We start from the raw sequence: 24625 nt of genomic DNA, 5'->3' as shown, positions 1-24625 counted from the left end.
TTTAGCTCATATGACATACGTGCTACGCTTTCAACAGCTGATACTTATAGATAGGATCGCTATATACATCGATTAAAACGTATATAGCGAATTAAACTGAATATTTAAAGTGACTCAAGTAAGGTAACCATTACCTCACCTGCACCCTCTCTTACGGCTTTTGCTTTTTGGTATTCTTCAGACAAGTAGCATGCTTTTGCTGCATCTAAACTTTCAAATTCAATCACAACGTGTTGTTGAAATGCTTGCCCTTCTAAGCTCTCTGAAGCACCACCACACACAAGTAACTTGCCACCATACTGCTGAATAACTTTAGGTGCAATTTCCATATAACGTGTAAACTTTTCTGCATCTTTTACATTAACGTGTGCGATCCAATATCCAGCCATATCATATTCCCCACTTTGAAAAATTTATTCACTTATATTAGCAGAAATTAAGTAAGCTGTTCATTTTTTCTCTTTTGAACCTTTAAAGCAATAAAAAACATGAGTAAACCACCTAAACTTAGACAAATTCCCACACCAAATGGTGAGAGCCATCCTAGGTTATGTTCTAGAACCAAACCACCTAAAAAAGCACCTGATGCATTGGCAAAATTAAAGGCAGAATGATTTAAAGAAGCTGCCAAAGATTGTGCATTCCCTGCAACATCCATTAATCTGGTCTGCAACGGCGCAGCTAAACCCATAACTGTAATACCAATAAAAAATAGAGCAATGACGGCGGTATACACATTACTCATCATAAAGAAAGCCAGTACAAAAGCGAGAGTCGAACAAACCAAAATACCAATAATTGCTTTGGTATTGTTTTTATCGGCAAAATAACCTGCGATAAAATTACTACATACCATTCCAACGCCCCAGATCGCCAATACAATTGGAATCATTTCAGTTTTTAAATGCGTATAATGTGTAAGTATTGGAGATACATAACTATAGACTGCAAATATTCCACCAAAACCAATAGCTGCAACTGCAAGTGTGAGCCACATATCTACATTTTTAAAACCTTTTAATTCTTGTCGGATACTGGCTTCATTATGAGTTGGAACATGTGGAACACATAAAATAATAGCGATTACAGTTAATAAAGCAATTGTTGCAGAAAAGCCAAATCCTGCATGCCATCCAAAATTTTGGCCAATCCATGTGGCAAGTGGTACACCTAAGACATTTGCAACAGTTAAACCTAACATCATACGAGCAACTGCAGTTGCCCTTCTTTTAGGACCTGCTAATTCTGCTGCAACCAAAGAGGCAATACCAAAATATGCACCATGGGGTAAACCAGCAACAAATCTAGAAAACAAAATTGCTTCATAACTTTGTGCAAATGCTGTTACAGAGTTGGCAACTCCATAAAATAAAATGAGTCCTAATAAAAAGGCTTTGCGTGGTACTCTAGCACCGAGTATCGCAAATACTGGAGCACCGAATAAAACGCCAAGTGCGTAAGCACTGATAAAATGTCCTGCAACAGGCACTGAAATACTTAGGCTATTTGCAATTTCTTGAATAAGCCCCATCGCAAGAAATTCGGTTGTTCCTATACAAAAACCGCCTAATGCTAATGCCAACAATACAAGAAACATCGAATATGGTTTGGTATGATCACCCATTATTTTTCCTAGATTTATTCTAATAGAAATAAATCATACTAAAAATAATAGAACAAAATAAGGGATGATCAACGCTAGAACTGATTTAGATGACTTTAGACAGAAAGCTTTGAGTTCTCACATGTGTTGGATGATTTAATACTTGTTCTGCTGTGCCTGATTCGATAATTTCACCTTTATCCATAAAAACTACATGATCGGCCACTTCTTTTGCAAAGCCAATTTCATGAGTGACCACAACCATAGTCTTACCAAGTTGAGCCAATTTTTGAATAACACTGAGTACCTCACCTACAAGTTCAGGATCGAGTGCTGACGTAGGTTCATCGAATAAAATAACTTTGGGGTCTAAGGCAAGTGCACGTGCAATTGCAACGCGTTGTTGCTGACCACCCGAAAGTTGCTGAGGCCAAGCATCTATTTTTTCTAATAACCCTACACTTTGTAAGAGCACTTTGGCTTTTTGTATAGCTTCAGATTTGGACATTTTCTTATGAGCAAGTGGTGCTTCTATAATATTTTGCAATACTGTCAAATGTGGAAAAAGATTAAAGTTCTGAAAAACATACCCTACATGAATACGTTGTAATAATACGTCTTTGTCTTTTAGCTCATACAATGCATTATTTTTAAGTCTATATCCAATAAATGCATCATCAATTTTGATCATCCCCTTATCTGGTCGTTCTAAATGATTTAATGTTCTTAAAAGCGTGGTTTTTCCAGAACCTGAAGGGCCTAAAATTACAGTCACTGAACCTGCTGGAATTTCAAGGCTCACTTCTTTTAGTGCATAATCTGAACCATATTTTTTTGAAACATCTTGAATCGAAATATGACCTAATTTTTGATGGCGACTCATGATGCTTTACCCCACCCCAACATCGATTTTAGTGATTTTTTTTCTTTACGCTGATTACGTGATAACTTCGATTCTATAAAATATTGTACGACAGAAAAAACACTCGTAATAATGGTATACCACACTGCTGCAACCATAAGTAAAGGAATTATTTGTTGATTGCGGTTATACACCATTTGAACTGTATAAAATAATTCTGGCATGGCTAAAATATAAACAATTGCTGTCCCTTTAGATAAACTAATACATTCATTTACCAATGCAGGTAAGATGCCGCGAATCGCTTGCGGAAAAATAATACGATATGTTTTATGCCACCAAGAAAGTCCCAAAGCTGCTGCTGCCTCGGACTGCCCTTTATCTACCGATAAAATACCACCTCGTATAATTTCGGCAGTATAAGCACTTTGCACAATTGCTAAACCAATCAGTGCTGTTGTAAACTGATCTAAAGCATTCACAGTTTTATAACTGGCAAAAACCACTTCGGTAAAAGGAATCGCTATGGCTATACGTTCATAAAGATATGAAAAATTATATAAAATTATAAGTACTACCAATAATGGAACCGAGCGAAACAACCAAATATAAGACCACGCCACCCCTCTGACTAACCAAGATGTAGACAATCGCATCATGGCCAAAATACCACCTAAAAAGAAGCTTAAAAACATTGCGGAAAACGTAAGTTTTAATGTCAAATATAAACCATTTATGACGGCTGGATCGAAGAACCATAATCGAAAAACTGACCATTCCCATTTGTCATTAAAAAATACCGACTCCAAAATAATTAAAATAAAAAGAATAGAAATCGCACTACCTAGATAACGTAACGGATATTTTGCTTTTATTATTTTATAAGATGAAAACGCTTTAGCCATGTAAATACTCTACTCACCAAATCCTTGTGGATTAATTTCAGAATGTTGTAATGCTTCGTCACCCAATCCCCAACGACTGAGAACTTCATGCATTTTTCCATTTTGGATATCGCCATTAATGGCCTTTTGTATTGCCTCAGAGAGCCCTGAATTTTTCTTTAATGTCACCGCAATATCTGCTGTTTTAGGCCATCCACCATTCAAATATCCCACACGCTTTATTTTTGCACCATTTTCCATTCGCCATGTTCCAGAAGGATTTGGTACAAAGTAAACATCTGCTCTACCTGCTTCTAATGCTAAAATTGCCATGGCTTTATCTTCAAAATAAACAGGCACTGTTTCAGCTAATCCTGCTTTTTTATTTTCATCCATCCAACTTAATAATATTTTTTCTTGGTTCGTTCCAGCACCAACAATAACTCTTTGCCCTGCAACGTCCTTAGCTGTTTCAATTTTTTGAATAGGGCTGTCTACAGACACAAAAAGCCCTAGACTATCTTTTCGATATGTCACAAAATCAAATCGTGCCTTACGTGCTTTACTCACAGAAATATTAATGAGTGCAGCATCATATTTACCTGAATCAATACCAAGTGGCCAATCCTCCCAAGAGGTTGGAATCAGCTTGAGTTTCAAACCCAAACTGTCTGCAATTAGACGTGCGACATCAACCTCTATACCAATTGGTGTTTTATTATCTAATGCAAGCGTAGTAATGGGAGGTGAATTGCCAGAGATAATAGCAACTGTAAAAAAGCCATCATTGACAAAAGGGTGATGGCTTGGAATCGCTTGAATCGCATCTTTATTGGGTAAGGTATGAATAGGAATGGTATTTCTTGCAAGTAACTCACGCATATGAACAGGCATGGTTTTTATGGTTGCTTCTGAAATAGAACTTGAGGTCGACTGCTCACATCCTATTAACATACTTATGCATATAGCCATAGATGCATAAGCCAAAAGCTTTGTTTTAAGTCGCACAGCATTATCCTTATTGTATTTGATGCAATAGGTATATATTGCATCAAACATCTTTCTTATAGTTACCAATGATATGTAATACGAGTGTAATAAAACGCGCCATTGGCACCAAATGGAGAGAATAAGCTATATTGAATACTACCCCCTGTAGAACCCGCCGTCGTCACATCTTTGTCTGGATATACATTGGTAATATTGTCACCACCTAGCTCAAACTTCCAGTTGTCATATTTATAAGACAGCGCTAAATCTAGCAACCATTTCGCACTATATTTTTGGTCAAATGCAGGCCCGCTATTGCTATACGTCTTAAAACTACCATAACGCGTTACATTGGCATTAATTCCCCAATTGCCAATTGTATAGTCGTTCGTAATCGTTAATTTATGTTTTGGCGTACTTGCAGCTAAAATACCATACTGTTCACGGCGATCAATTCTGTTCAGGTTAACATTAAGCGCATTTAATATAGCTGGATTTGCTCTGACCTTAGTAACCTTATTTTCATTGTAATTATACGCCACAGATGTATTTAAATGACCGTAAGGTAAATCGTTCCAAGCATAGTTTGCAACAAGATCTATCCCTTTAGTACGTGTATCTGCAGCGTTATTAAAGAATCTCACAGTACTAAAATTAATATCCGTAATGCCATTTTGTGCTAAATATGAACGTACTGTACTACTACTCGCATCTAAATTCGATGAAAGACTAATACGATTTTTAATATCAATTAGATAAGCGTCTAATGTTAAGTAAAAATTATCTGTCGGTGTTAAGACTATACCAAGACTATAGTCACGTGATGTTTCTGGTTTTAAATCTTCAGCGCCCAAAAGGCGTGCAACTTTAGAATCTGTAGGGAATGTTCCAGCTTCTACGACACTTTCATTAATTAATTGAGATGACGTTTGCGCGTAATGAGTTTGGGCTAAACTTGGTACACGGAAGCCTGTAGAAACACTTCCTCTAAAAGCAACTGCGGGACTTTGCGCATATCTTAAAGACAAAGAACCATTATTTGTACTGCCAAAGTCATTATAATATTCATAGCGGTATGCTGCAGAACCTGACAGTTTTTCCGTAATATTCGCTTCTAAATCTGCATAAGCAGCGTAACTGTCTCGAGACCATTGCCCTGCATCTGCATCTCTAAAACCTGCTAAACCTGAAGAACCTGTTTTATAATAAGAAAGTGGTTCACCTGCTTTAATTTGATAGTTCTGATTTAAATACTGTAATCCGGTCGAAAATGTTAATGGACCATCTAAGAAGTCTATATTAAAGTCTCTAGATAAATCAAAATTTAGCGCAGTCTGATCATTAATAAGCGTACCATTATAAAAGCGTGTTGGTGTGTAACCAAAATCTTTATAGGCACTTACATTAATCGTATCTGTATCTACCGTATATTTATTACGGCCAAAATTAATAGATGCATCATAACGCCAATCTGCAAGATTGCCTTTAATTCCTGCGACAGCTGCCAGATCTTCAGATACGCCTAAAATTAAAGGTAAATAACCATTTGGATAAATTGCACTGACATTATTGGTTCCATTACTTAAACGATAAAATGCAGTGGACTCACCATCTTTACGACTATATGTACCAAAACCATATAAAGTTGCAGCATCTGAAATATCGTATTCACTATTAATCGCAAGTTTTACAGTATCCTGCTTAGGGTCACCATAACGAAAGGTTCGCTGTCCGTAAGTCGTAGATTTAACATCGCGTTTATCTAACCCTGCACGATTGGTATAGTCATCATTTTCCAATTCACCTGCAACGGTTACAAAGCCATGGTCATTTAAATTCACGCCACCCGAAACAAAACTTTGTTTTTGCGCACCATCACCTTCTGAATACTGCCCGTAACGTACCCCAGCTTCACCATGCTTGGTATCTGTTTTTAAGATAATGTTGATTACACCTGCAATTGCATCAGAACCATAGCGTGCAGATGCGCCATCTTTTAAAACTTCAATTCGCGCTACTGCCGACATAGGAATGGCATTTAAATCGGATGGTGATGAACCACGCCCAATAGCACCACCCATATTAATAAATGCACTAGTATGACGTCGTTTACCATTTACTAAAACCAATACCTGATCAGGTGACAAACCTTTCAATTGTGCAGGACGTACGAATTCAGCACCATCGGCCACCGAAGGTCTTGGAAAATTAATTGAAGGAATTATTTTAGCAAGTGCGGTACCTAATTCACTTGTACCTGTGCGTTGCTGCAAATCATCTGCTGTAATCACATCAATAGGTTGTGCTGACTGAGTCGCAGATCGATTTACTTTTCTCGTACCCGTAACAATAATTTTATTTAATGATTGAACTTTATTCTCAGAAGATGCATCTGTATTATTTTCTGCATGCGTAACTTGGTAAAGACTACTAGCTACCAATAATGTGAGTAACTTAACTCTAAACGTGTTTTCCATTGGTCATACATTTTTAAGATATTGTTTATTTATGTTATTAATTTTTGAAATCATGTAAATTAACTTTTAAACCTATCTATATGAAAAAAAAAGATTTAAGACAGCTTATTTATGACACATATGTAGTGTAAAAAGTGATTTCCTTATATGCACTTTTCTCTTATTTTATAACGAATGATGCCTAAATTAGAATTAAAAATCTTATAATTCATTATCTTAAATTAATTTCAACTATAATAAAGTGTATAATCATATTTTAAAAGCAATCACCATAAGTTGAATCTGACTCATTCGGCTTTATGTTAATTACGACACTTGGAAAGTTTTTCATGAATAAAAAAGTTCTCGCCGTTATTTTACTTATTGCAGTATATTTTTATGCATCGCCGTATATTACGCTTCATAATATGAAAAATGCGGTAGAAGCAAACGACAGCAATAAGGTATCAACCTATATTAATTTTCCAAGCGTACGTCAAAATTTAAAAGATCAAGTGAATGCATATATTATGAAAAAAATGAGTACTTCAAACCGTACAGATGGGATGGAGCAACTTAGTAGTATGTTTGCAATGTCAATGGTTGAAAAAATCGTAGATCTTGCCATCACACCAGAAGGCATAACTTTAATGATGCAAGGAAAAAAGCCGAACACTGGATTTAATACTCCATCTCATACATCTACTTCTAATACAGCAAATTCGGTAGAAACCTATTCAACACGTTATTTGTCCTTCAATCAATTCGAAGTCAATATTAAAGCTCAAGGAAAACCAGAAACTATAAGTATCGTTTTAGAGCGAGATGGACTCAGCTGGAAAGTAGTAAAAATTAATATTCCAATGGATAATCACTAATCATAAAAGCGAAGAGGCATTTTCCTAATATGGGAAATAATGCCTCTTTTATTTCTCGATTAGACAAAAAATATATTAAATAGATAGTTTCATTAATAATATTATGCCAGCAATCGTAAAAAACTAATATCATCTTGAAATATAAAGATCTTTTCCATAAAGCACTTTAAATATACTAAACTGTGACTTCAATAAGATAAGAATCACATAAAGCTAATACTTCTATAGGCTAAGGATTACTCATGCAAATCTATCAATCACAGAATGATTTATTACTTGAATTAGATGAGGAGCCTTTTAAATTAGAAAAGGAAATACAAAGTTTATTTGAAAAAAATTTAGAAAAATTTACAGACTTAAAAATGATTAAATCTGAATTCACTATAAAAAATTATCGTATAGATACATTAGCTTTTGATGCTGAAAGTAACGCATTTGTAATTATTGAATATAAACGCGATCGCAACTATAGCGTGGTCGATCAAGGTGTGTCCTATCTTAATTTAATGCTAGAGTATAAAGCGGACTTTATTATAGAGTATAATGAGAGCCAGCATCACACCCTCAAAAGAACAGACATCGACTGGTCGCAAAGTAGAATTCTTTTCGTATCTCCAAGTTTTACAGACTTTCAAAAACAATCCACTAACTTTAAAGATTTAGGCATAGAACTCTGGGAGATTAAAAGATATCAAAAAGGTATTATTTCAATTCATCCATTACAGAAATCTAAATCTGCACCTTCAATAAAGCAAGTACAAAAAGCTGAATCTCACAATATTGAGAATATATCTAAACAAATTCAGAACTACGATGAAGAATATCATCTCAATAATAAATCTGAGGAAATTAAAGAACTATATGAAGCATTTCGTAATGCGATATTAAATTTATCTTCTAACTTTGAAATTAATCCTAAAAAACTCTACATTGCCTTCAAAAAGCAAAAAAAGAATATTGTATATATAGAGATATATCAAAAACTTATTCGAATTACGTTAAATGCAAAAATAACTACGTTAGATGATACAAAACATTTATTTCGTGATGTCTCCAATATTGGACATTGGGGGATAGGAGATTATCAACTCGATGTATCAGACACTCATCACCTAGAATATATTTTAAGTTTAATCAAAGAATTACTGTAGCACCAAGCTAAAGTAAAATCCGATATAACGATAAAGTTTCAACATCGGATCAATATAATGAATTTTTACATATCAAAACTTATAAACTAGAACTGCTCTATAAGAGGTGCATAAAAACATTTGCAGACTTTTGTTATTTTTACCTAAACTTAACGGAACTTTTGGCTAGCATAAAGGCTTTCGCTCTTACGCTAGCATAATCACTTTATTAACCAAATGGGAAACCAAATTTTACGACAAACTGGTTTTTACCATGGTTATCAGACACTTTATCGTATCCTGTACGTACAGAACAATCAGCCGTTCCATCTGCATAACACTTACCTTCTAATTGATAACGCCAGCTTGCTGTTGCCCACCATTTTTCACTGGCATAATGTACTGTCGGACCAAGAAAATGAGCTGTTTGTGTATGTGTATTCCAAAAATAACCATCATGATCGGTATGATATCGACCCTCTATACCTGCAGACCAGTTTGGTGCAAAACGATAACTCGCTCCATAAAGGATATCACCCATTGAATTTCTGATTGTTCCTGCATCATCATATTTTTCTTTTTCAGGTTCATATAAGAAATTCAGTGTAAGAATAAGACGATCATCTAAAAAGTTAGATTGTAAAAGAAGTCTCATTTCAAGTGAGTCTTCAAGTTGACCCAGCGTTGGTTCAATGTATACCCCTACACCAACAGGAGATGTTACTGGGTTTAAAATACGCCAAATTAGCTCTAGAGAGCCACCATCAATTTTAAATTTATTATAAGAATCTGAATCGTGCGCACTACTTGGCACCCCAAAACCTGCAGTACATGGTTCGCCGTCGGTATGGCCTTCACACATATCTGCGTTTAAATAGTTTTTCTTTGCTTGAATAGAATAAGCATTTAGGTAACCAGCAACTTGAAGATTATCGGTTAGGCCATATTCAATTTCTGAACGATATAAACCTAAATTATATGTACCTGTTCTCTGCCCATGAGTAACATCAAAGCGTTGTTCAAACTCAAAGGTTCCTTTGGGCTGTGTGTCAAGTGTGTAAGCAAATCCGAATAAACTTTCACCTGCATGCGAGAGATGACCTACACCAAGTGCCAAACATAGAGACAATATTGTTTTTCTTACAGAATGCATGTGCATTAATTGTTGCTCTTTCGTTAACCTAAAATATAATGATTATCACTTTTCCTTAAATTATTATTAAATTTAAGAAATATTTAAGATGAAATGTTAAAAATAAAGCCTCAAAAAATAGGGGTTTATTATGAAGTGGACATCTGTTGTTGGTACAACATTATTCGTTACACCACTTGTTTCGCATGCAACAACATACTTAACAGCTGAACAGGTAAAACAAGTTATTTTTCCTCATCAGCTACTGACACAGCAGAATATTCAACTCACGAAAGATCAAGAAAAGAAATTAAAAGAAGTATCTGGTATTACCTCACCTTTAAAAACAGATCAAATTTTTAAAACAAAAGAAGGTGATTGGTTGGTAATAGATCAGGTTTTAGGAAAGCATGAAATGATTACTTATGCCGTAGGTATTAATGCAAAAGGTGCAGTAAAACAAATTGAGATTATGGAGTACACCGAAACTTATGGTTCTCAAGTTAGAAATGCTTCTTGGCGTGATCAATTTGTGGGTAAAACTTCAAGCTCTGCAATCACTTTAGGAAAAGATATTCAAAATATTAGTGGTGCAACCTTATCTTCTAAACATATCACCGACGGCGTTCATCGTATTATGGGACTCTATGCAATGGAGTTAAAGTCATTAAAATAGTCCGCTCTAGGCCACTTCTAGGTACATTTGTTGAAATAAAAGTAGATCAGACTTCTGACATGAGCGAAGTAGATGTACATCATATAATTAATCGAGCTTATGCAGTCATTCAAGATGTCCAGAATATTATGAGTTTTCACCATGCTGAAAGTGAACTCAGTCGATTAAATTCAAACGCATATCAAAAAATTGTGACTGTTCATCCTTGGTTATATCAAGTGCTGTGTCGAGCACAAAAAATATATCAATATACCCATGGATTATTTGACTGTACCGTGGCATCTAAGCTAATGCAACTTGAATACTTACCAGTTCGTCATCGTCATATTTCTCAGGTTATAGATCAATCAGCCATGCAATTGCTACCAAATAATCAAGTCCGTTTCTTACAGCCCATCGCCATTGATCTGGGTGGGATTGCAAAAGGTTTTGCAGTAGATTTAGCAATACATTGGTTAAATCAACGTGGTATCAAAAATGCAGTGGTCAATGCAGGTGGAGACTTAAGAGTTTTAGGTCAAATGAATGAACAAATTTGTATTCGTAATCCAAATCGACCTTCTGAAGTAAAATCTATAGGTTTGTTGTCAAATGGTGCCATCGCAACATCCGCAAGTTATTTCACCGAAAAAACATGGCAAGGAAAAAAAATTTCTCATCTTATTCATCCTTTCACAGGTGAATCAATTGTAAAAAATATAAGTTTTAGTGTCATTGCATCACAAGCATGGCTTGCAGATGCATTAACAAAAGTAGTTGCAACAAGTTTAAATACGAACCACCCTTGTTTAGCCAAATTTGGTGCACATGCTGTACTGACTGAATCATTTTAGGATCTGTTGTGAAAGTTTCTATTCGCCTACCCAAATTTCATCGAACATTTTTATATGTTATATGGTCAGTTTTAAGTATAACAGGGCTATATTTTGCCTATACACAAGACTGGAAAATGTATGATCCAACCATATGGACAACATATACTCTAAAACTACATGGTATTTCTGCAAGTCTCATGCTTATCTTAATTGGTTCATTAATTCCCATTCATATACAACTTTCTTTAGAAACGAAAAGAAATCTAAAGTCTGGTATTCCGATGTTAATTACCATGTTTATACTTGCATTTAGTGGTATTGCCCTGTATTACAGTGGTGAGTCATGGATGGCAACGGCCAAAATGCTACATATTTGGATGGGTATATTTGTAATTATATTTCTACCTATTCACATTATCATCGGTCGAAAACGCAAGAAAATAATAAAATAAAATACTTGTTTAATACCAGTTAAAAGATTACACATTGACTTCAAACTTTGATTGTTTATACCAAAAATTTTATTAATCATAGATATAATTTAAATTTAAGAACTAACCCATTTTTTAGTAATTTTTACGTCACCTTTATGAAAGGTTGGAAGTATTCTTAAAAGATTAAATATAGCTAGGGTCTGTATAATCATGTTTCATTTTAATTAAAATATATTGATTAGTCATTTATATAAACGACAAAGACTGTCGTTTTAAATACGAGAATCGCTACAAAGCCCTCTTTTTTTTGTACAATAGACCAAATTTAAAATGATTAGAGAAGCGTTACCCATGTCTCAAGCCCAACTACAAGAACTTAAAAAGCATCTTTGGAATATTGCCAATGATCTTCGTGGCACGATGGGTGCAGATGAGTTTCGAGACTACATTTTAGGATTCATTTTTTATAAGTACCTTTCTGAAAAAACCGTTAACTTTGCCAATGCTCTACTGCAAGAAGAAGGCATTAACGAACCGTATTACAAACTTGATGAAAGCAATGCTGAACATTTAGAATTTATTGAAGCCATTCAAGACAATGCCATTGAAGATGTTGGTTTTGCACTTGCACCGAAACAACTGTTTCATACGCTTGCTGAACGTGGTCGTCAGGCAGATGGCTTTATTCTCGATGATTTAACCAATACATTTAAAGCCATTGAACAAAGTACCGCAGGTACAGATTCAGCAAATGACTTCGCAAATTTGTTTGAAGATTTAGATCTCAATTCAACAAAACTAGGAAGTAATGCGACAGATCGAAATACTTTAGTCACTAAAGTGCTCTCTCACTTAGATAAAATTGATTTCGATTTAAGTAATACCGAATCCGATGTTTTAGGTGATGCTTACGAGTACTTAATTGGTGAGTTTGCCAGTGGTGCAGGTAAAAAAGCAGGTGAATTTTATACACCGCAAGCAGTTTCAACCTTACTTGCTAAAATTGTTACCGATGGTAAAACACAACTGCGTTCAGTCTACGACCCGACATGTGGTTCAGGTTCTTTACTGTTGCGTGTAAAGCGTGAAGTAAACGATGTCGATATGATTTACGGTCAAGAAATGAACCGTACAACATATAACTTAGCACGTATGAACATGATTCTTCATGATGTGCATTTTTCTAAGTTTGATATTAAGCAAGACAATACCCTGACACGACCACAGCATTTAAACCAAAAGTTTGAAGCGGTTGTCGCAAATCCTCCCTTCTCTGCGCATTGGTCAGCTGATCCTTTGTTTTTACAAGATGATCGTTTTTCACCTTACGGTAAGCTTGCCCCAAAAACCAAAGCAGATATGGCTTTTGTACAGCACATGCTGTATCAACTTGATGAAGATGGCACAATGGCAGTGGTTCTTCCACATGGTGTATTGTTCCGAGGCTCAAGTGAAGGTACGATTCGTCAGCACCTCATTGAAAAGATGAACGTCATTGATGCAGTGATTGGACTGCCTGCCAATATTTTCTATGGTGCAACGATTCCAACTTGTGTACTTGTACTTAAGAAAAATCGTAGCAACGATGACAACATTTTGTTTATTGATGCCAGTAAAGAATTTGAAAAGCAAAAAGCTCAAAACTATATAAGACCCGAACACATTACTAAAATTGTTAAGTGTTATCATGCTCGTGAGAACGTAGACAAGTTTGCACAAGTCGCGACACTACAAGATATACAAGACAACGACTTTAATTTAAACATTCCTCGCTATGTAGATACCTTTGAAGCTGAAGCTGAAATTGATTTAGCTGAGGTTGCTAAGCAACTGCAAGACTTAGAACAACAAAGCCAAGAAACCGACCAAACCATTAATGCCTTTTGTGCAGAGCTTGGAATTGATTCACCATTTACGGAGGTGAAGTCATGAGTGCACCTAAATTGAGGTTTAAGGAGTTTAGTGGGGATTGGAATAATTATCAAATAAATGACATTTCAACTGTAACATCTGGGGGAACACCGAGTCGCTCTAATAGTAAATTTTGGGATAATGGAACAATACCTTGGATAACAACAAGTTTAGTAGACTTTAATATCATTAAAGATGCAAATGAATTTATTACTGAAGAAGGTCTAAATAACTCATCAGCAAAAATATTTAGTAAAAATACAATCTTAATCGCAATGTATGGTCAAGGAGTTACACGCGGAAAAGTTGCTATACTAGGGATTGAGGCAACAACTAACCAAGCTTGTGCTGCCATTACACTTAAGCCAACATTTAATACAACATTCATTTTTCAAAATATCATGAATCGTTATGAAGAAATTAGGGAGTTGAGCAATGATGGTGGGCAAAAAAACTTAAGTGCAGCTATTATAAAAAATATTAATATTAATTGTCCTTCAAAACCCGAACAAACCAAAATTGCCACTTTCCTCACCGCAGTAGATGAAAAGATTAGTCAACTCAGCCAAAAGCAAGAACTGCTTACTCAATACAAAAAAGGTATGATGCAAAAGCTGTTTAGCCAACAGATTCGCTTTAAAGCAGATGATGGGAGTGAGTTTGGGGAGTGGGAGGAAAAACTGCTTAATGATATTACTCAAATTACTATGGGTAGCTCACCAAAATCAGAGAATTACAATGAAAATCAATTAGGTTTACCTCTACTACAAGGAAATGCTGATATCAAAAATCGTTTATCTCATCCACGTATATTTACTTCAGAAATAACTAAAAAATGCAATATTGGAGATATCTTGTTAAGTGTCCGAGCTCCAGTCGGTTTTGTCGCTTTATCTAAACATAACGCTTGCATAGGACGTGGTCTAGCCTCTATCAGAGCTAAAACAAACATTAATCAAGGTTTTATTTATCAAGTTTTATTATTAAAAGAAACTAAATGGGCTAGTTTATCTCAAGGCAGTACATTCGAATCTGTTAATAGTGAACAAATTAAAAATTTAAACATTCATTTACCCACCCTCCCCGAACAAACCAAAATCGCTAACTTCTTATCAGCCATAGACCAAAAAATAGACCTCACCACCCAACAACTCGAACAAGCCAAACAATGGAAAAAAGGCTTACTACAACAAATGTTTATTTAGGAATTAGAAAAAATGGCACATGGTAAAAGCGTTAAACTATTCTTGGTTGATGGTACACCAAACGGCATTCTCACTGCAGAAATTATAAACTGGACAGGTCATATTCTTTCTGCACCACGCAGTAAATTAAAAGATTTGATTCAACGAGAAGAATGTCAGCAAAGTACAGGTATTTACTTTTTAGTCGGCTCTGATGAAAGTAATTCTACATATCCGCTAGTCTATATTGGTGAGTCTGACAATATTGCTCAGCGTTTAGCACAACACAACCGAACAGAAGAAAGTGGTGGTAAAGACTTTTGGAATAAAGTGTGTGTAGTCACAGGCAAAGATCAAAACATTACTAAAGCGCATATCAAATACTTAGAAAGTCGTTTAATAGATATCGCCCTTTCAAATGGTCAATGTCAGCTTAAAAATGGTACAGCACACATCTACAATAGACTACCTGAGTCAGATATTGCAGATATGGAGTATTTTTTAGAGCAAATACAAGTCATTTTGCCTGTTTTAGGTTATGAGTTTTTGAAAGAACAAAAACGACCAAGCGAACTTAAAACATCAACCATCACCCCACCTACACCTCAAGTACATGAAAATAGCTACCCTTCTGAAGTAGAGAGCTTAGTAGAGCAACCTGCTGAATTTTACCTTAGTGTAAGAGGAGTTGAAGCAAGAGCTAAGGTTATAGATGGTGAGTTTTATGTACTCAAAGGTTCACAAGTTAGACAAGATGCAAGTCAATCAACTCATAACTATATCTCTAGCTTACGTCCTACATTACTAAATAGTGGAATAATTGATTCATCAACGTTCACTTTTACCAAAGACTATTTATTTAGTAGTCCATCAGCGGCAAGTGCCGTCATAACTGGCCGTGAAAGCAATGGCAGAAAAGTCTGGAAACAAGTCGGTACAGACTTAACTTTTGGTGAGTGGCAAGAAGATCAGGTCAATGGAGAGTATGAAGAAATCCTCCACCTTGAAACCAAAACTTCACAAATACAAAACCTTTACCATCAGTTTAAAGATGCATTTCTAAATTTAAATGTTGGTTTAGATATAGTCATTAAAAAGAAATACATTGCTTTTAAGAAGAATGATTTCAATGTCGTGACTATGTATGTATTCCCATCAAAAATTCATATTAATCTTCAACAACGAGAAGGTATCTTAAAAGATGAATCGGGGCTTTTAGAGTACAATACAGCACAAAAACATCCCTTTTACACGGCAACAAGTAATAATGACCTTGAATACATTACAAACATTGTAAAAAAACTTGCTGACTTTTAATCTGAGAATATAGATAACAAACATGACTACACAAAGCGAATATCAACTCGAAAATCAACTATTAGAACAACTCAATCAACTTCATTACGAACGTGTCAGCATTCATAACGAAGCCCAACTGATGAGCAATCTAAAACTACAGTTAGAACGAGCTAATGGTATTCCAACTTTGTCTGATACTGAGTGGAAACAAGTCTTTCACCAAATTAGTCAAGGCAACGTTTTCGAACGTGCAACCAAACTCAGAAATAAACTTCCGATTAAACTAGATGATGGCACAAGTCGCCATATCGACCTACTGTTTAAAGAGCCCCATAAAAATAGATTTCAAGTCACCAATCAAGTGACCATTGACCCTAAGTATAACAATAAACGAACCTACCGTTTTGATGTTACGCTTCTCGTTAACGGTTTACCACTAGTTCAAATTGAACTCAAAAAACGTGGTATGGAAATGGCTGAAGCATTTAACCAAATACAACGTTACAAACGAGAAACGTACCATACAGGCTATGGGCTATTTAACTTTGTACAACTCTTCATTATGAGCAATGGCGTAAATACACGTTACTTTGCACATGGTACAACCAACGATGCCTTTGCCTTTCCTTGGACAGACAGCAAAAATAAACAGATTAATGACATTTCAGCATTTACAAGCAGTTTCTTAACACCTGATTTTTTAACAAAGATGCTTAATGAATACATGGTCTTGCTTAAAGATGCCCAAGTATTAATGGCACTACGCCCTTATCAAATTTATGCTGTACAACAAATTACGCAACAGGTTAAACAGAGTAATAAAAACGGTTACATTTGGCATACGACAGGATCAGGTAAGACACTGACCTCATTTAAAGCCAGTCAAATTATTATGAATATGCCTGATGTTGAAAAAGTACTGTTTGTAGTAGACCGCAATGACTTAGATACACAAACAGCCAAAGAATTTAATGCATTTCAACCAGACTGTGTTGATCAAATTAAAAATACAAAGAAACTCATCGAACAAATAAACCTACCGCATGACAAGCTGATTGTGACTACCATTCAAAAGCTCAACAATGCTATTGGAAAAGATAAATACAGCCAAGAGATTGAACAACTACGCGACAAAAAAGTTGTATTCATTTTTGATGAATGCCACCGTAGTCAATTTGGTGAAACTCACTTAAAAATTAAAAAGTTCTTCCAAAAAGCCCAAATGTTCGGTTTTACAGGTACACCTATTTTAGATGACAATGCAAAAACAATAGCAGGATTAAAACTCACCACAAGTCATCTGTTTGATGAGCTATTACACCAATACGTCATTGTAGATGCCATTCGAGATAAAAACGTACTTCCCTTTCAAATTGACTATCGTGGACAGTACAGTTTGAAAACTCATTCATCACATCAATCTATAGATCAGGTTGAAGGCATAGATACACAAGAGTTATTGGAAGACCCAAAACGCTTAGAACAAATTGCACGGTACATTTTAGATACCCACGATACAAAAACCAAAAAACGTGAATTTACAGCTATGTTTTGTGTCAGTTCAGTAGACACCCTCATAGAATACTACGACATCTTTGAACGCTTACAAACTCAAAAGCAACAACAAGATGCTGAACATGGGCGTTTGTTTAAACCTCTCACCATTGCCACCATTTTCTCATACGCAGCCAACGAAGCAGTCAACGATGATGCAAATGGTTTACTAGATGAAGAAAATACTGACATTCCAAGTACAGTCAATCCATCTAAACGAGATAAGCTCGACCATTACATTGCCCAATATAACCAACAGTTTAAAACCAATTACAATTCAGGTGATCAGTTCTACGATTACTATAGAGATATTGCTAAACGCGTCAGAAATTGTGAAGTTGACATATTACTGGTAGTGAACATGTTCCTTACAGGCTTTGACTCAAAACGGCTTAATACTTTGTATGTAGACAAAAACTTAAAGCATCATGGACTCATACAGGCTTTTTCACGTACTAACCGCGTGTTTAATAACAATAAACCCTTTGGCAATATCATTTGTTTCAGAAACCTAAAACAAGCCACAGACGAAGCACTTAAAATTTTCTCTAACAAAGAAACACCTCAAGTGGTTTTAGTCCCTGAATTTGCAGAGATTCAGCACAACTATGAAACTTCGGTTCAAAAGCTATATGAATTAACACCCAACTGCCAAGACGTAGATGATTTACTGACAGAAGACGATCAACTAGAGTTTATTAAAGCCTTTCGTGAAGTCATGCGTACTAATGCTCAATTAGAAACCTTTGTCGAATACAATCAAGACAATACAACCTTAGACAAACAAAGCTTTGCTGATTTTGCATCAAAGTACAAAGACTTGTGCCATGTAGTCCGTAAAACATCAAGCAAAGAGAAAGTATCTATTTTAGATGAAGTTGATTTTCAACTGGAACTACTACACAGTGACCGCATTAATGTGGGATACATCATCAGCTTACTACAACTTGCAATTGATAATCCCAGTGTAGAAAAAAGACAGCAATATCAAGCTCAGGTTAATGACCTCATTGAAGGTGAAGTTAGTCTACATGACAAACAAGACTTGATTAAAAAGTTTATCGATCAAAACATCCCTAAACTCATTACAGGGCAAAAGGTCGAAGATGCTTTTAAGTCTTTCTGGGATATAGAAAAAGAGCAAGCCTACCAACACATTTGTAAAGAAGAAAACCTAAAAGCCGATGAATTTAAGAAAGTACTCGAACAGTACGAGTATACAAAAAGAATGCCTGAGCGTAATGACATCTCAAAATTACCAACTAAGCCACCAAAGCTCAAAGAACGTCAGTCTGTATTAACCAATTTAGTCAGTAAGACAAAATCATTCATTGAAAAGTTTTATAAAGGTTTATAAGTAAAATCAATCTCAATAATACATTGCCCTTACCTAAAGTTGGAATAACTTTCAAGGGCAATCATAAATACAACTCTTTGGTAAAACTACACCTTAAAAGACCACTTTTTCTACTAAAACTAGGGAAAAACCTACATTTCCATTTTTCTAAAGATTCCCTAAGCATCCACAAGCTTTCGACTTCATTGCAGCCGATCAGAGTTTTTAGTTGTGAGTCTTCACGACTTAAATGAACTCGAAAAGTTGCTGATGTAGAAATAGTAAGGGAGGGTTTTGAAAGTTTGTAGATAGTGAAATATAGATAAATTTGCTTACACACACGAGACAGACCACTTTGCAGTCCTTCAGAACAGCATAAAAACTGGAGATCTAGAGACTAAAAAACCTCATAACTCAATCAGTTACGAGGTTTAATAATGGTGGGCCCACCGTGACTCGAACACGGGACCAACGGATTATGAGTCCGCTGCTCTAACCAACTGAGCTATAGGCCCAAACGACAACTCTTTGTATTTCAAAGGATTCGTTCTGGCATGAATCTTATCTAAACCCAGTATATTTTGCAAGTAATTTTATGAACTATCCGAATATTCGGTTAAAAAATAGATACCCCTCAAATCAAAAACTTATTTTATTTTATAATATCAATAACTTAATTTATTCAGAGTAGCTGTGGCATTATCAGCATTTTCTGCCATTTTTCTATATTCTGTAACGCAACTTTGGAATACGTTTGCGAGTTTATAGGTATATTCTGTTTCGGTTTGTCGATCAACAGTGCTGAGCTTTTTATTTGCTGAGGCAAGTTGCTCTGACAAGCTGTTAGCATAAGACTCAGCCATATGAGTATCACGCAAGATAATTTTGATTTTTTCATTATAGTTTTTCTCCGCAATAATAATTTGATTGTCGTATTCTTTTTGTTTTTCCTGTAAAGCAAGCTGTGCTTTTAGATGTTGCTCCGATTGCTCTGCCACATAAGAGAGATACTTTTGTTTAATTAACATCATTTGATTGTCTTTATGACTTAAGATGACAACAAGACCAAGTACTAAAAATATTAGAAGTAAAATCATAAACTCTTTCCAATATTTACATATTGCAATGAAATAAGTCATTGATTCACCCCTATACATTTTTGGTATCTATTAAATTGTCTAACGTAGACACCATAGCAATTATTTGATCGGACTGAACAATCCCGACCAGCCGTATATTTATATTTTAATAACGCTGTACAAGCTTGCTTATAGTCACCTTTTAGTAAATAATTTCGCATAGAAGATTGATTAAACGTACCAATACCAAACTGATACACAAAGTCTAGATAAACATCATATTCATCTTGTGAAAGTTGTACATTTGGAATAGATGCTTTGAGCTGTTGTTCGACTTTTGATACATGATTCTCTAAATAATGATCTGCTGTCTGGCGGCTAATTGGCTGATCTTCCATACGGACAGGTTTTCCATTTGGGTAGACTGTTGTTCCGTGACCAATTGTAGGTACATCACCCTGCGTAGGAATAATAGGTTTTGCAGTAAAACCTTCATCTACTTTTATACCACTTAGTAGTGCACCAGAAGCCGTTAATAAAGCAATGGCTATTTTAGATTTTGTTTTTTTACTCATAAGGGCTTGCCTTCTTCTAATTTTTAATAATTTGAAGTATCCCTTTGCAAATATTATTTTTTAAGAAATTTATAACCAAAAATAAATATCGTAAAGGTTAAATAGATAGTGCGATTTGCACATAAACCTTTCAATAAATTATCGTTGTGTAGTGTAAGAAACAGAATTAAAAATAAAAGATTATATATTTTTGATATTTTATACTTATAAAAGTAAAGATAAAGAATCGCTTTAAAAAGTGAATAGATATAATAAGACATGCGTAAGTCTAACTTAATGAAGAGTGGTATCCACTGAACATTAAGTTAGATTAGCATAAATAGATACAGTACAGCCTATAGAAATAAATGCACCGTACGTGTTGCAGTTTGGGCAAACCAGTAAATTAAAAAAATAATTACAAGTACCGAACTAGACGTTAAAAACAGCTCTATTTTTGACATAGTTTTCACCATTTTTATTTTTATTGCTTATATACAAATCTTAAAGCAAAATTACATAAAACACAAATAAGAAATATATATATAACTCAAATAAAACTTATTTAATAAACTATTAAAAATATTAAATTTAACCTTTAAAATGTGAAAAAAATCACATTTATAATGATAAAAATAATAATTAATATATATAAAAGCGATTATTCTTTAATTTCTACTTTATTTTTTATACAAAAATTTACTGTCTTATTTTTTAAATTCATTTAAAAAATTAGCTGACTGAACAATAAAGGCATTCAGCCATCCTCTTAAAATAATTTTTTAAATATTAAAGTATTATTTTCTATATTATTAAATTTTAACGCAATACTTTTATGGAGCTGACATCAATCATTGGTGGCACATTCTTATCTTTACTATTTACAACGCCAGTCAGTTGGACATGAACACCTCTATATAGAGTTCCATAAGTATAGACATTAGGGTCAATTTTCGAATAAATAACACCTGAATAGTCTCTTAATACATATGTTTTTTCATCTATATTGTAGTCGACCTTCGCATTTATTTTAACAACACTGCCTATAGGTTCTCGACTGGCTTTCAAAATACTTATCGGCTTTTTATGGAAAGCCAAAGCCGTAATTTCATCTTTATTATACTGATTTTTTTCTACAATCGTTGGCGCTGCAAAAACAATTGAACTGCTAAGAGAGGTTAAAATAATAGGTAATATTAATTTTTTAAGCATTCTTATCTCCTTTTTATACATTATTACTAAAATATATCAATAATACTTTATTGTTTTTGTTATCTAAATTTCAAACATGTAAAAAAAATGGTGACAACATAGTCACCATTTTTAACTTGTACTTAGGCATCTAATTGTTCAAGTACTTCATCAGGAATTTCTACGTTTGTATACACGTTTTGAACATCATCTAGATCTTCAAGCATATCAATCATTTTCATAATTTGCTTTGCTTGATCAACATCTGTAATTTCAGCTTTTGTCGATGGACTCATTACAACTTCAGCATTATCTGATTTTAAACCTGCCGTCGTCAGCGCATCTTGAACTTCACCAAATGTTTCTGGCGTTGTAATGACAAGAATACCATCTTCTGTCACTTCAATATCTTCAGCACCTGCTTCAAGCGCTGCTTCCATAATTTTCTCTTCTAAAGAAACATCTTCAAAAGAAATTTCGCCACGTTTCGTAAACAAATAAGCAACTGAACCCGATGTTCCTAAATTACCATTTGTTTTAGAAAAGCAGTGACGTACGTCAGGGACTGTACGGTTAAGATTATCTGTCATTGTTTCGACTAAAACAGCAACACCACCTACGCCATAACCCTCATAAGTTACTTCTTTTAAGTCTTCATTATCTTCACCACCAGCACCACGCTGAATCGCACGATTGATGGTATCACGTGTCATATTTACAGAAAGTGCCTTCTCTACCACTGCACGTAATCGTGGATTTGCTTGTTGATCAGGCCCACCTAATTTCGCAGCCGTCACCAGTTCACGAATATATTTAGTAAAAACCTTACCGCGGCTTGCATCTTGTTTTGCTTTACGATGCTTAATATTGGCCCACTTAGAATGACCCGCCATGCAAAATGCTCCTAAAAGATTGGTCTTTTATGCAATATAAAAAGTTTGGCAATTCTAGCATAAGCACGAATATTAGAAAAATAGTGACTTTCACTTTGCTGAAAAAATCTAAGATTCAGCTTTAAAACTGTATAAATATTAAACTTTTTAGACATATCCAGCTTCTTCAGCAATCATATAAACCATGTCTAACTCAGGACAAGGATAGCCCATTGATGTCAGTATCGCAGTCACTTGCCCACGATGATGTGTTCCATGATGAAACACATGCATTAATGTTTCAGCGTAAGGTAAACTCATTGCCTTACCTGTAGATGTCAAATAATCCAGTTGTTTTGGAAAATCTTTATCTACAAATTGATTTAAAAATTTATTCCAATAACGTGTACTTTGGTTTAACAAATTTAAAAGTTTATTTTTATCTGTTTCAATCACAGTACTTAGCTGTATATCAGACGCTATAGGCAAATTGGTAAACCTTCGATACCAAAAATAATGTTCTCCAACAAGCAGATGGTTCAGGGTGCCACAAATACTATTAAAAAATAAACCACAGGGTCTGGAAAAATCTTGATCCGAAATATTTTTTAAAGCATGCGTGAGTCTTTCAGTTGCCCAAATATTGTAGCGCACCAAAACTTCGAACTGCTTGATATCCATATAATTTATTTAACCTTTTATAGCTATATTGGCGTAATTAAGGAATTTTTATTAAAAAACTGAGTTAAATTTTGGCAAACTAATAGCGCCATTGCTTGTCGTGTTTCATAAGTACCACTTGCATAATGTGGTGTTAGAACCACGCGATCCATTTCAAACAGTGGACTTTGTGTACATGGTTCTTCTTCAAATACATCTAGACCTGCACCCGCAATTTTTTCATGTTTTAAACTTTCAATGAGCGCTTTCTCATCAATGACTGAACCACGAGCAATATTAATAATATAAGCAGTTGGCTTCATTTTTTCTAAAATATTTGTGTTAATAATATGCTGTGTTTGACTTGTGCTTGGTAAAGCCAAAATTAAAAAATCTGCTTGCTCTGCTAATGCTTCTAATGTTGCTACGTAGTGATAAGGAACATTATTTTTCTCGGTACGATTATGATAAATAACCTCCATACCTGCAGCGACCGCACGTTTTGCTATTTCTTCACCAATATTGCCCATGCCCAAAATACCACAAACTTTTTTAGATAAACTTGTCGTCAAAGGAAAAGGAGAAATCCAATTTCCTTGTCTTACATATGCATCTGCTGATATCAGTTTTCTTGCTACTGCATATGTGAGCATCATGGCAGTATCAGCAACACAGTCATTCAATACATTTGGTGTATTTGTAATCTGTATACCCCGTTTTTTGGCATAGTCGATATCTATACTGTCATAGCCCACACCAAAACTGGCAATAATCTCTAACTTAGGCAATGCATCAATTTCTTCTTTTGTAATTCCAATATTACTACTAGTGGCTACTGCAATAATATCTTTTCCATTTTCCTTAAAAAAATTGTCTTTATCTTCTATATGTTCTAACTCATAAATAGTTGAAAATTGCTTTTTGAGTAAATTTAAAAGAATATCGGATTGTTCACCGAGTACTAAAATAGTTGCATCTAATTGTTGGGTCATCGTTTTCTCCATTTCATTTATTTTATATTTTCTCTTTCTTTACAGTACATCACCTTCACATTTTTTAAGCAAGAAATAAAAAGCCTCTGTACAACACCCCTATATTTATTCAAAATGAGGATGTTCAAAACCT

The 24625-nt window shown here is 34.8% G+C and carries 22 protein-coding genes and 1 tRNA gene; 9 read left to right on the top strand and 14 right to left on the bottom strand.

The features are described from left to right. Window positions 1-104 precede the first annotated feature (104 nt). From OZX61_RS04920 to OZX61_RS04895, 6 genes are all read right to left on the bottom strand, one after another. Complete coding sequence (locus tag OZX61_RS04920) at window positions 105-389, bottom strand: DUF1330 domain-containing protein (RefSeq protein ID WP_195772054.1); 285 nt, start codon at window positions 387-389, stop codon at window positions 105-107. 47 nt (window positions 390-436) lie between these two features. Then, window positions 437-1624: an MFS transporter gene (locus OZX61_RS04915; protein ID WP_277095483.1), complete on the bottom strand. Its 1188-nt coding sequence runs from the start codon at window positions 1622-1624 to the stop codon at window positions 437-439. An 85-nt stretch (window positions 1625-1709) separates the two neighbouring features. Then, on the bottom strand, window positions 1710-2486 hold the full coding sequence (locus OZX61_RS04910; RefSeq protein WP_277095482.1) for an amino acid ABC transporter ATP-binding protein: 777 nt from the start codon (window positions 2484-2486) through the stop codon (window positions 1710-1712). Beyond that, entirely contained in the window at window positions 2483-3370 is an 888-nt protein-coding gene (locus tag OZX61_RS04905; protein ID WP_277095481.1) for an amino acid ABC transporter permease, read from the bottom strand. Before OZX61_RS04905 ends, OZX61_RS04910 begins: the two co-directional genes overlap by 4 nt. A 9-nt stretch (window positions 3371-3379) precedes the next feature. Then, entirely contained in the window at window positions 3380-4357 is a 978-nt protein-coding gene (locus OZX61_RS04900) for an ABC transporter substrate-binding protein (RefSeq protein WP_277095480.1), read from the bottom strand. A gap of 62 nt (window positions 4358-4419) precedes the next feature. After that, window positions 4420-6816 (bottom strand): TonB-dependent receptor, encoded by a 2397-nt coding sequence (locus OZX61_RS04895; RefSeq protein ID WP_277095479.1) that lies wholly within the window; start codon window positions 6814-6816, stop codon window positions 4420-4422. Between the two features lie 329 nt (window positions 6817-7145). On the opposite strand from OZX61_RS04895, the gene OZX61_RS04890 reads away from it, so the two are divergent. Next, window positions 7146-7673 (top strand): DUF2939 domain-containing protein, encoded by a 528-nt coding sequence (locus OZX61_RS04890; RefSeq protein ID WP_195772048.1) that lies wholly within the window; start codon window positions 7146-7148, stop codon window positions 7671-7673. A 242-nt stretch (window positions 7674-7915) separates the two neighbouring features. Continuing rightward, window positions 7916-8824: a DUF5655 domain-containing protein gene (locus OZX61_RS04885; protein ID WP_277095478.1), complete on the top strand. Its 909-nt coding sequence runs from the start codon at window positions 7916-7918 to the stop codon at window positions 8822-8824. A gap of 208 nt (window positions 8825-9032) precedes the next feature. Here OZX61_RS04885 and OZX61_RS04880 read toward each other — a convergent pair whose 3' ends face one another. After that, window positions 9033-9962, bottom strand: a complete 930-nt coding sequence (locus OZX61_RS04880; RefSeq protein ID WP_211140202.1) for a DUF6662 family protein — start codon at window positions 9960-9962, stop codon at window positions 9033-9035. A 124-nt stretch (window positions 9963-10086) separates the two neighbouring features. Between OZX61_RS04880 and OZX61_RS04875 the strand changes: the two genes are divergently transcribed. From OZX61_RS04875 to OZX61_RS04845, 7 genes are all read left to right on the top strand, one after another. Beyond that, a complete protein-coding gene (locus tag OZX61_RS04875; protein WP_277095477.1) occupies window positions 10087-10611 on the top strand; it encodes an FMN-binding protein in 525 nt (174 codons plus the stop codon). A 59-nt stretch (window positions 10612-10670) separates the two neighbouring features. Further along, window positions 10671-11444 (top strand): FAD:protein FMN transferase, encoded by a 774-nt coding sequence (locus OZX61_RS04870; protein ID WP_277095476.1) that lies wholly within the window; start codon window positions 10671-10673, stop codon window positions 11442-11444. An 8-nt stretch (window positions 11445-11452) separates the two neighbouring features. Next, window positions 11453-11878, top strand: a complete 426-nt coding sequence (locus OZX61_RS04865; RefSeq protein WP_195772044.1) for a hypothetical protein — start codon at window positions 11453-11455, stop codon at window positions 11876-11878. Between the two features lie 333 nt (window positions 11879-12211). Continuing rightward, window positions 12212-13792 (top strand): type I restriction-modification system subunit M, encoded by a 1581-nt coding sequence (locus OZX61_RS04860; RefSeq protein ID WP_277095475.1) that lies wholly within the window; start codon window positions 12212-12214, stop codon window positions 13790-13792. Beyond that, window positions 13789-14976, top strand: a complete 1188-nt coding sequence (locus OZX61_RS04855) for a restriction endonuclease subunit S (RefSeq protein WP_277095474.1) — start codon at window positions 13789-13791, stop codon at window positions 14974-14976. The genes OZX61_RS04860 and OZX61_RS04855 overlap by 4 nt, the downstream gene beginning before the upstream one ends. Before the next feature lie 12 nt (window positions 14977-14988). Then, window positions 14989-16272, top strand: coding sequence for a DUF4357 domain-containing protein (locus OZX61_RS04850; protein WP_348521173.1), 1284 nt, complete (start codon window positions 14989-14991; stop codon window positions 16270-16272). Window positions 16273-16294: 22 nt separating this feature from the next. Next, complete coding sequence (locus OZX61_RS04845) at window positions 16295-19165, top strand: type I restriction endonuclease subunit R (RefSeq protein ID WP_277095473.1); 2871 nt, start codon at window positions 16295-16297, stop codon at window positions 19163-19165. A gap of 417 nt (window positions 19166-19582) precedes the next feature. On the opposite strand, the gene OZX61_RS04840 is transcribed toward OZX61_RS04845, so the two are convergent. The 7 genes from OZX61_RS04840 to OZX61_RS04810 form a co-directional block, all read right to left on the bottom strand. Next, window positions 19583-19659: transfer RNA gene (locus OZX61_RS04840), tRNA-Ile, on the bottom strand. Window positions 19660-19809: 150 nt separating this feature from the next. Next, on the bottom strand, window positions 19810-20283 hold the full coding sequence (locus OZX61_RS04835) for a hypothetical protein (protein ID WP_277095472.1): 474 nt from the start codon (window positions 20281-20283) through the stop codon (window positions 19810-19812). Further along, window positions 20280-20798, bottom strand: coding sequence for a glycoside hydrolase family protein (locus tag OZX61_RS04830; RefSeq protein WP_277095471.1), 519 nt, complete (start codon window positions 20796-20798; stop codon window positions 20280-20282). Before OZX61_RS04830 ends, OZX61_RS04835 begins: the two co-directional genes overlap by 4 nt. Before the next feature lie 798 nt (window positions 20799-21596). Beyond that, window positions 21597-21989: a hypothetical protein gene (locus tag OZX61_RS04825; RefSeq protein WP_277095470.1), complete on the bottom strand. Its 393-nt coding sequence runs from the start codon at window positions 21987-21989 to the stop codon at window positions 21597-21599. Window positions 21990-22111: 122 nt separating this feature from the next. After that, window positions 22112-22861, bottom strand: a complete 750-nt coding sequence (locus tag OZX61_RS04820; protein ID WP_195773998.1) for a YebC/PmpR family DNA-binding transcriptional regulator — start codon at window positions 22859-22861, stop codon at window positions 22112-22114. A gap of 147 nt (window positions 22862-23008) precedes the next feature. Further along, window positions 23009-23521 carry a DinB family protein gene (locus OZX61_RS04815; protein ID WP_277095469.1) on the bottom strand — a complete coding sequence of 171 codons (513 nt, stop codon included), beginning with the start codon at window positions 23519-23521 and terminating at the stop codon, window positions 23009-23011. A gap of 23 nt (window positions 23522-23544) precedes the next feature. After that, on the bottom strand, window positions 23545-24492 hold the full coding sequence (locus OZX61_RS04810) for a 2-hydroxyacid dehydrogenase (protein WP_277095468.1): 948 nt from the start codon (window positions 24490-24492) through the stop codon (window positions 23545-23547). Window positions 24493-24625: the final 133 nt, after the last annotated feature.

Origin of the sequence: Acinetobacter sp. ESL0695 (genome assembly GCF_029392135.1) — a bacterium.
In the GTDB taxonomy this organism is placed as follows: Bacteria; Pseudomonadota; Gammaproteobacteria; order Pseudomonadales; family Moraxellaceae; genus Acinetobacter; species Acinetobacter pollinis.
This window is presented reverse-complemented; position numbering and strand designations above follow the sequence as displayed.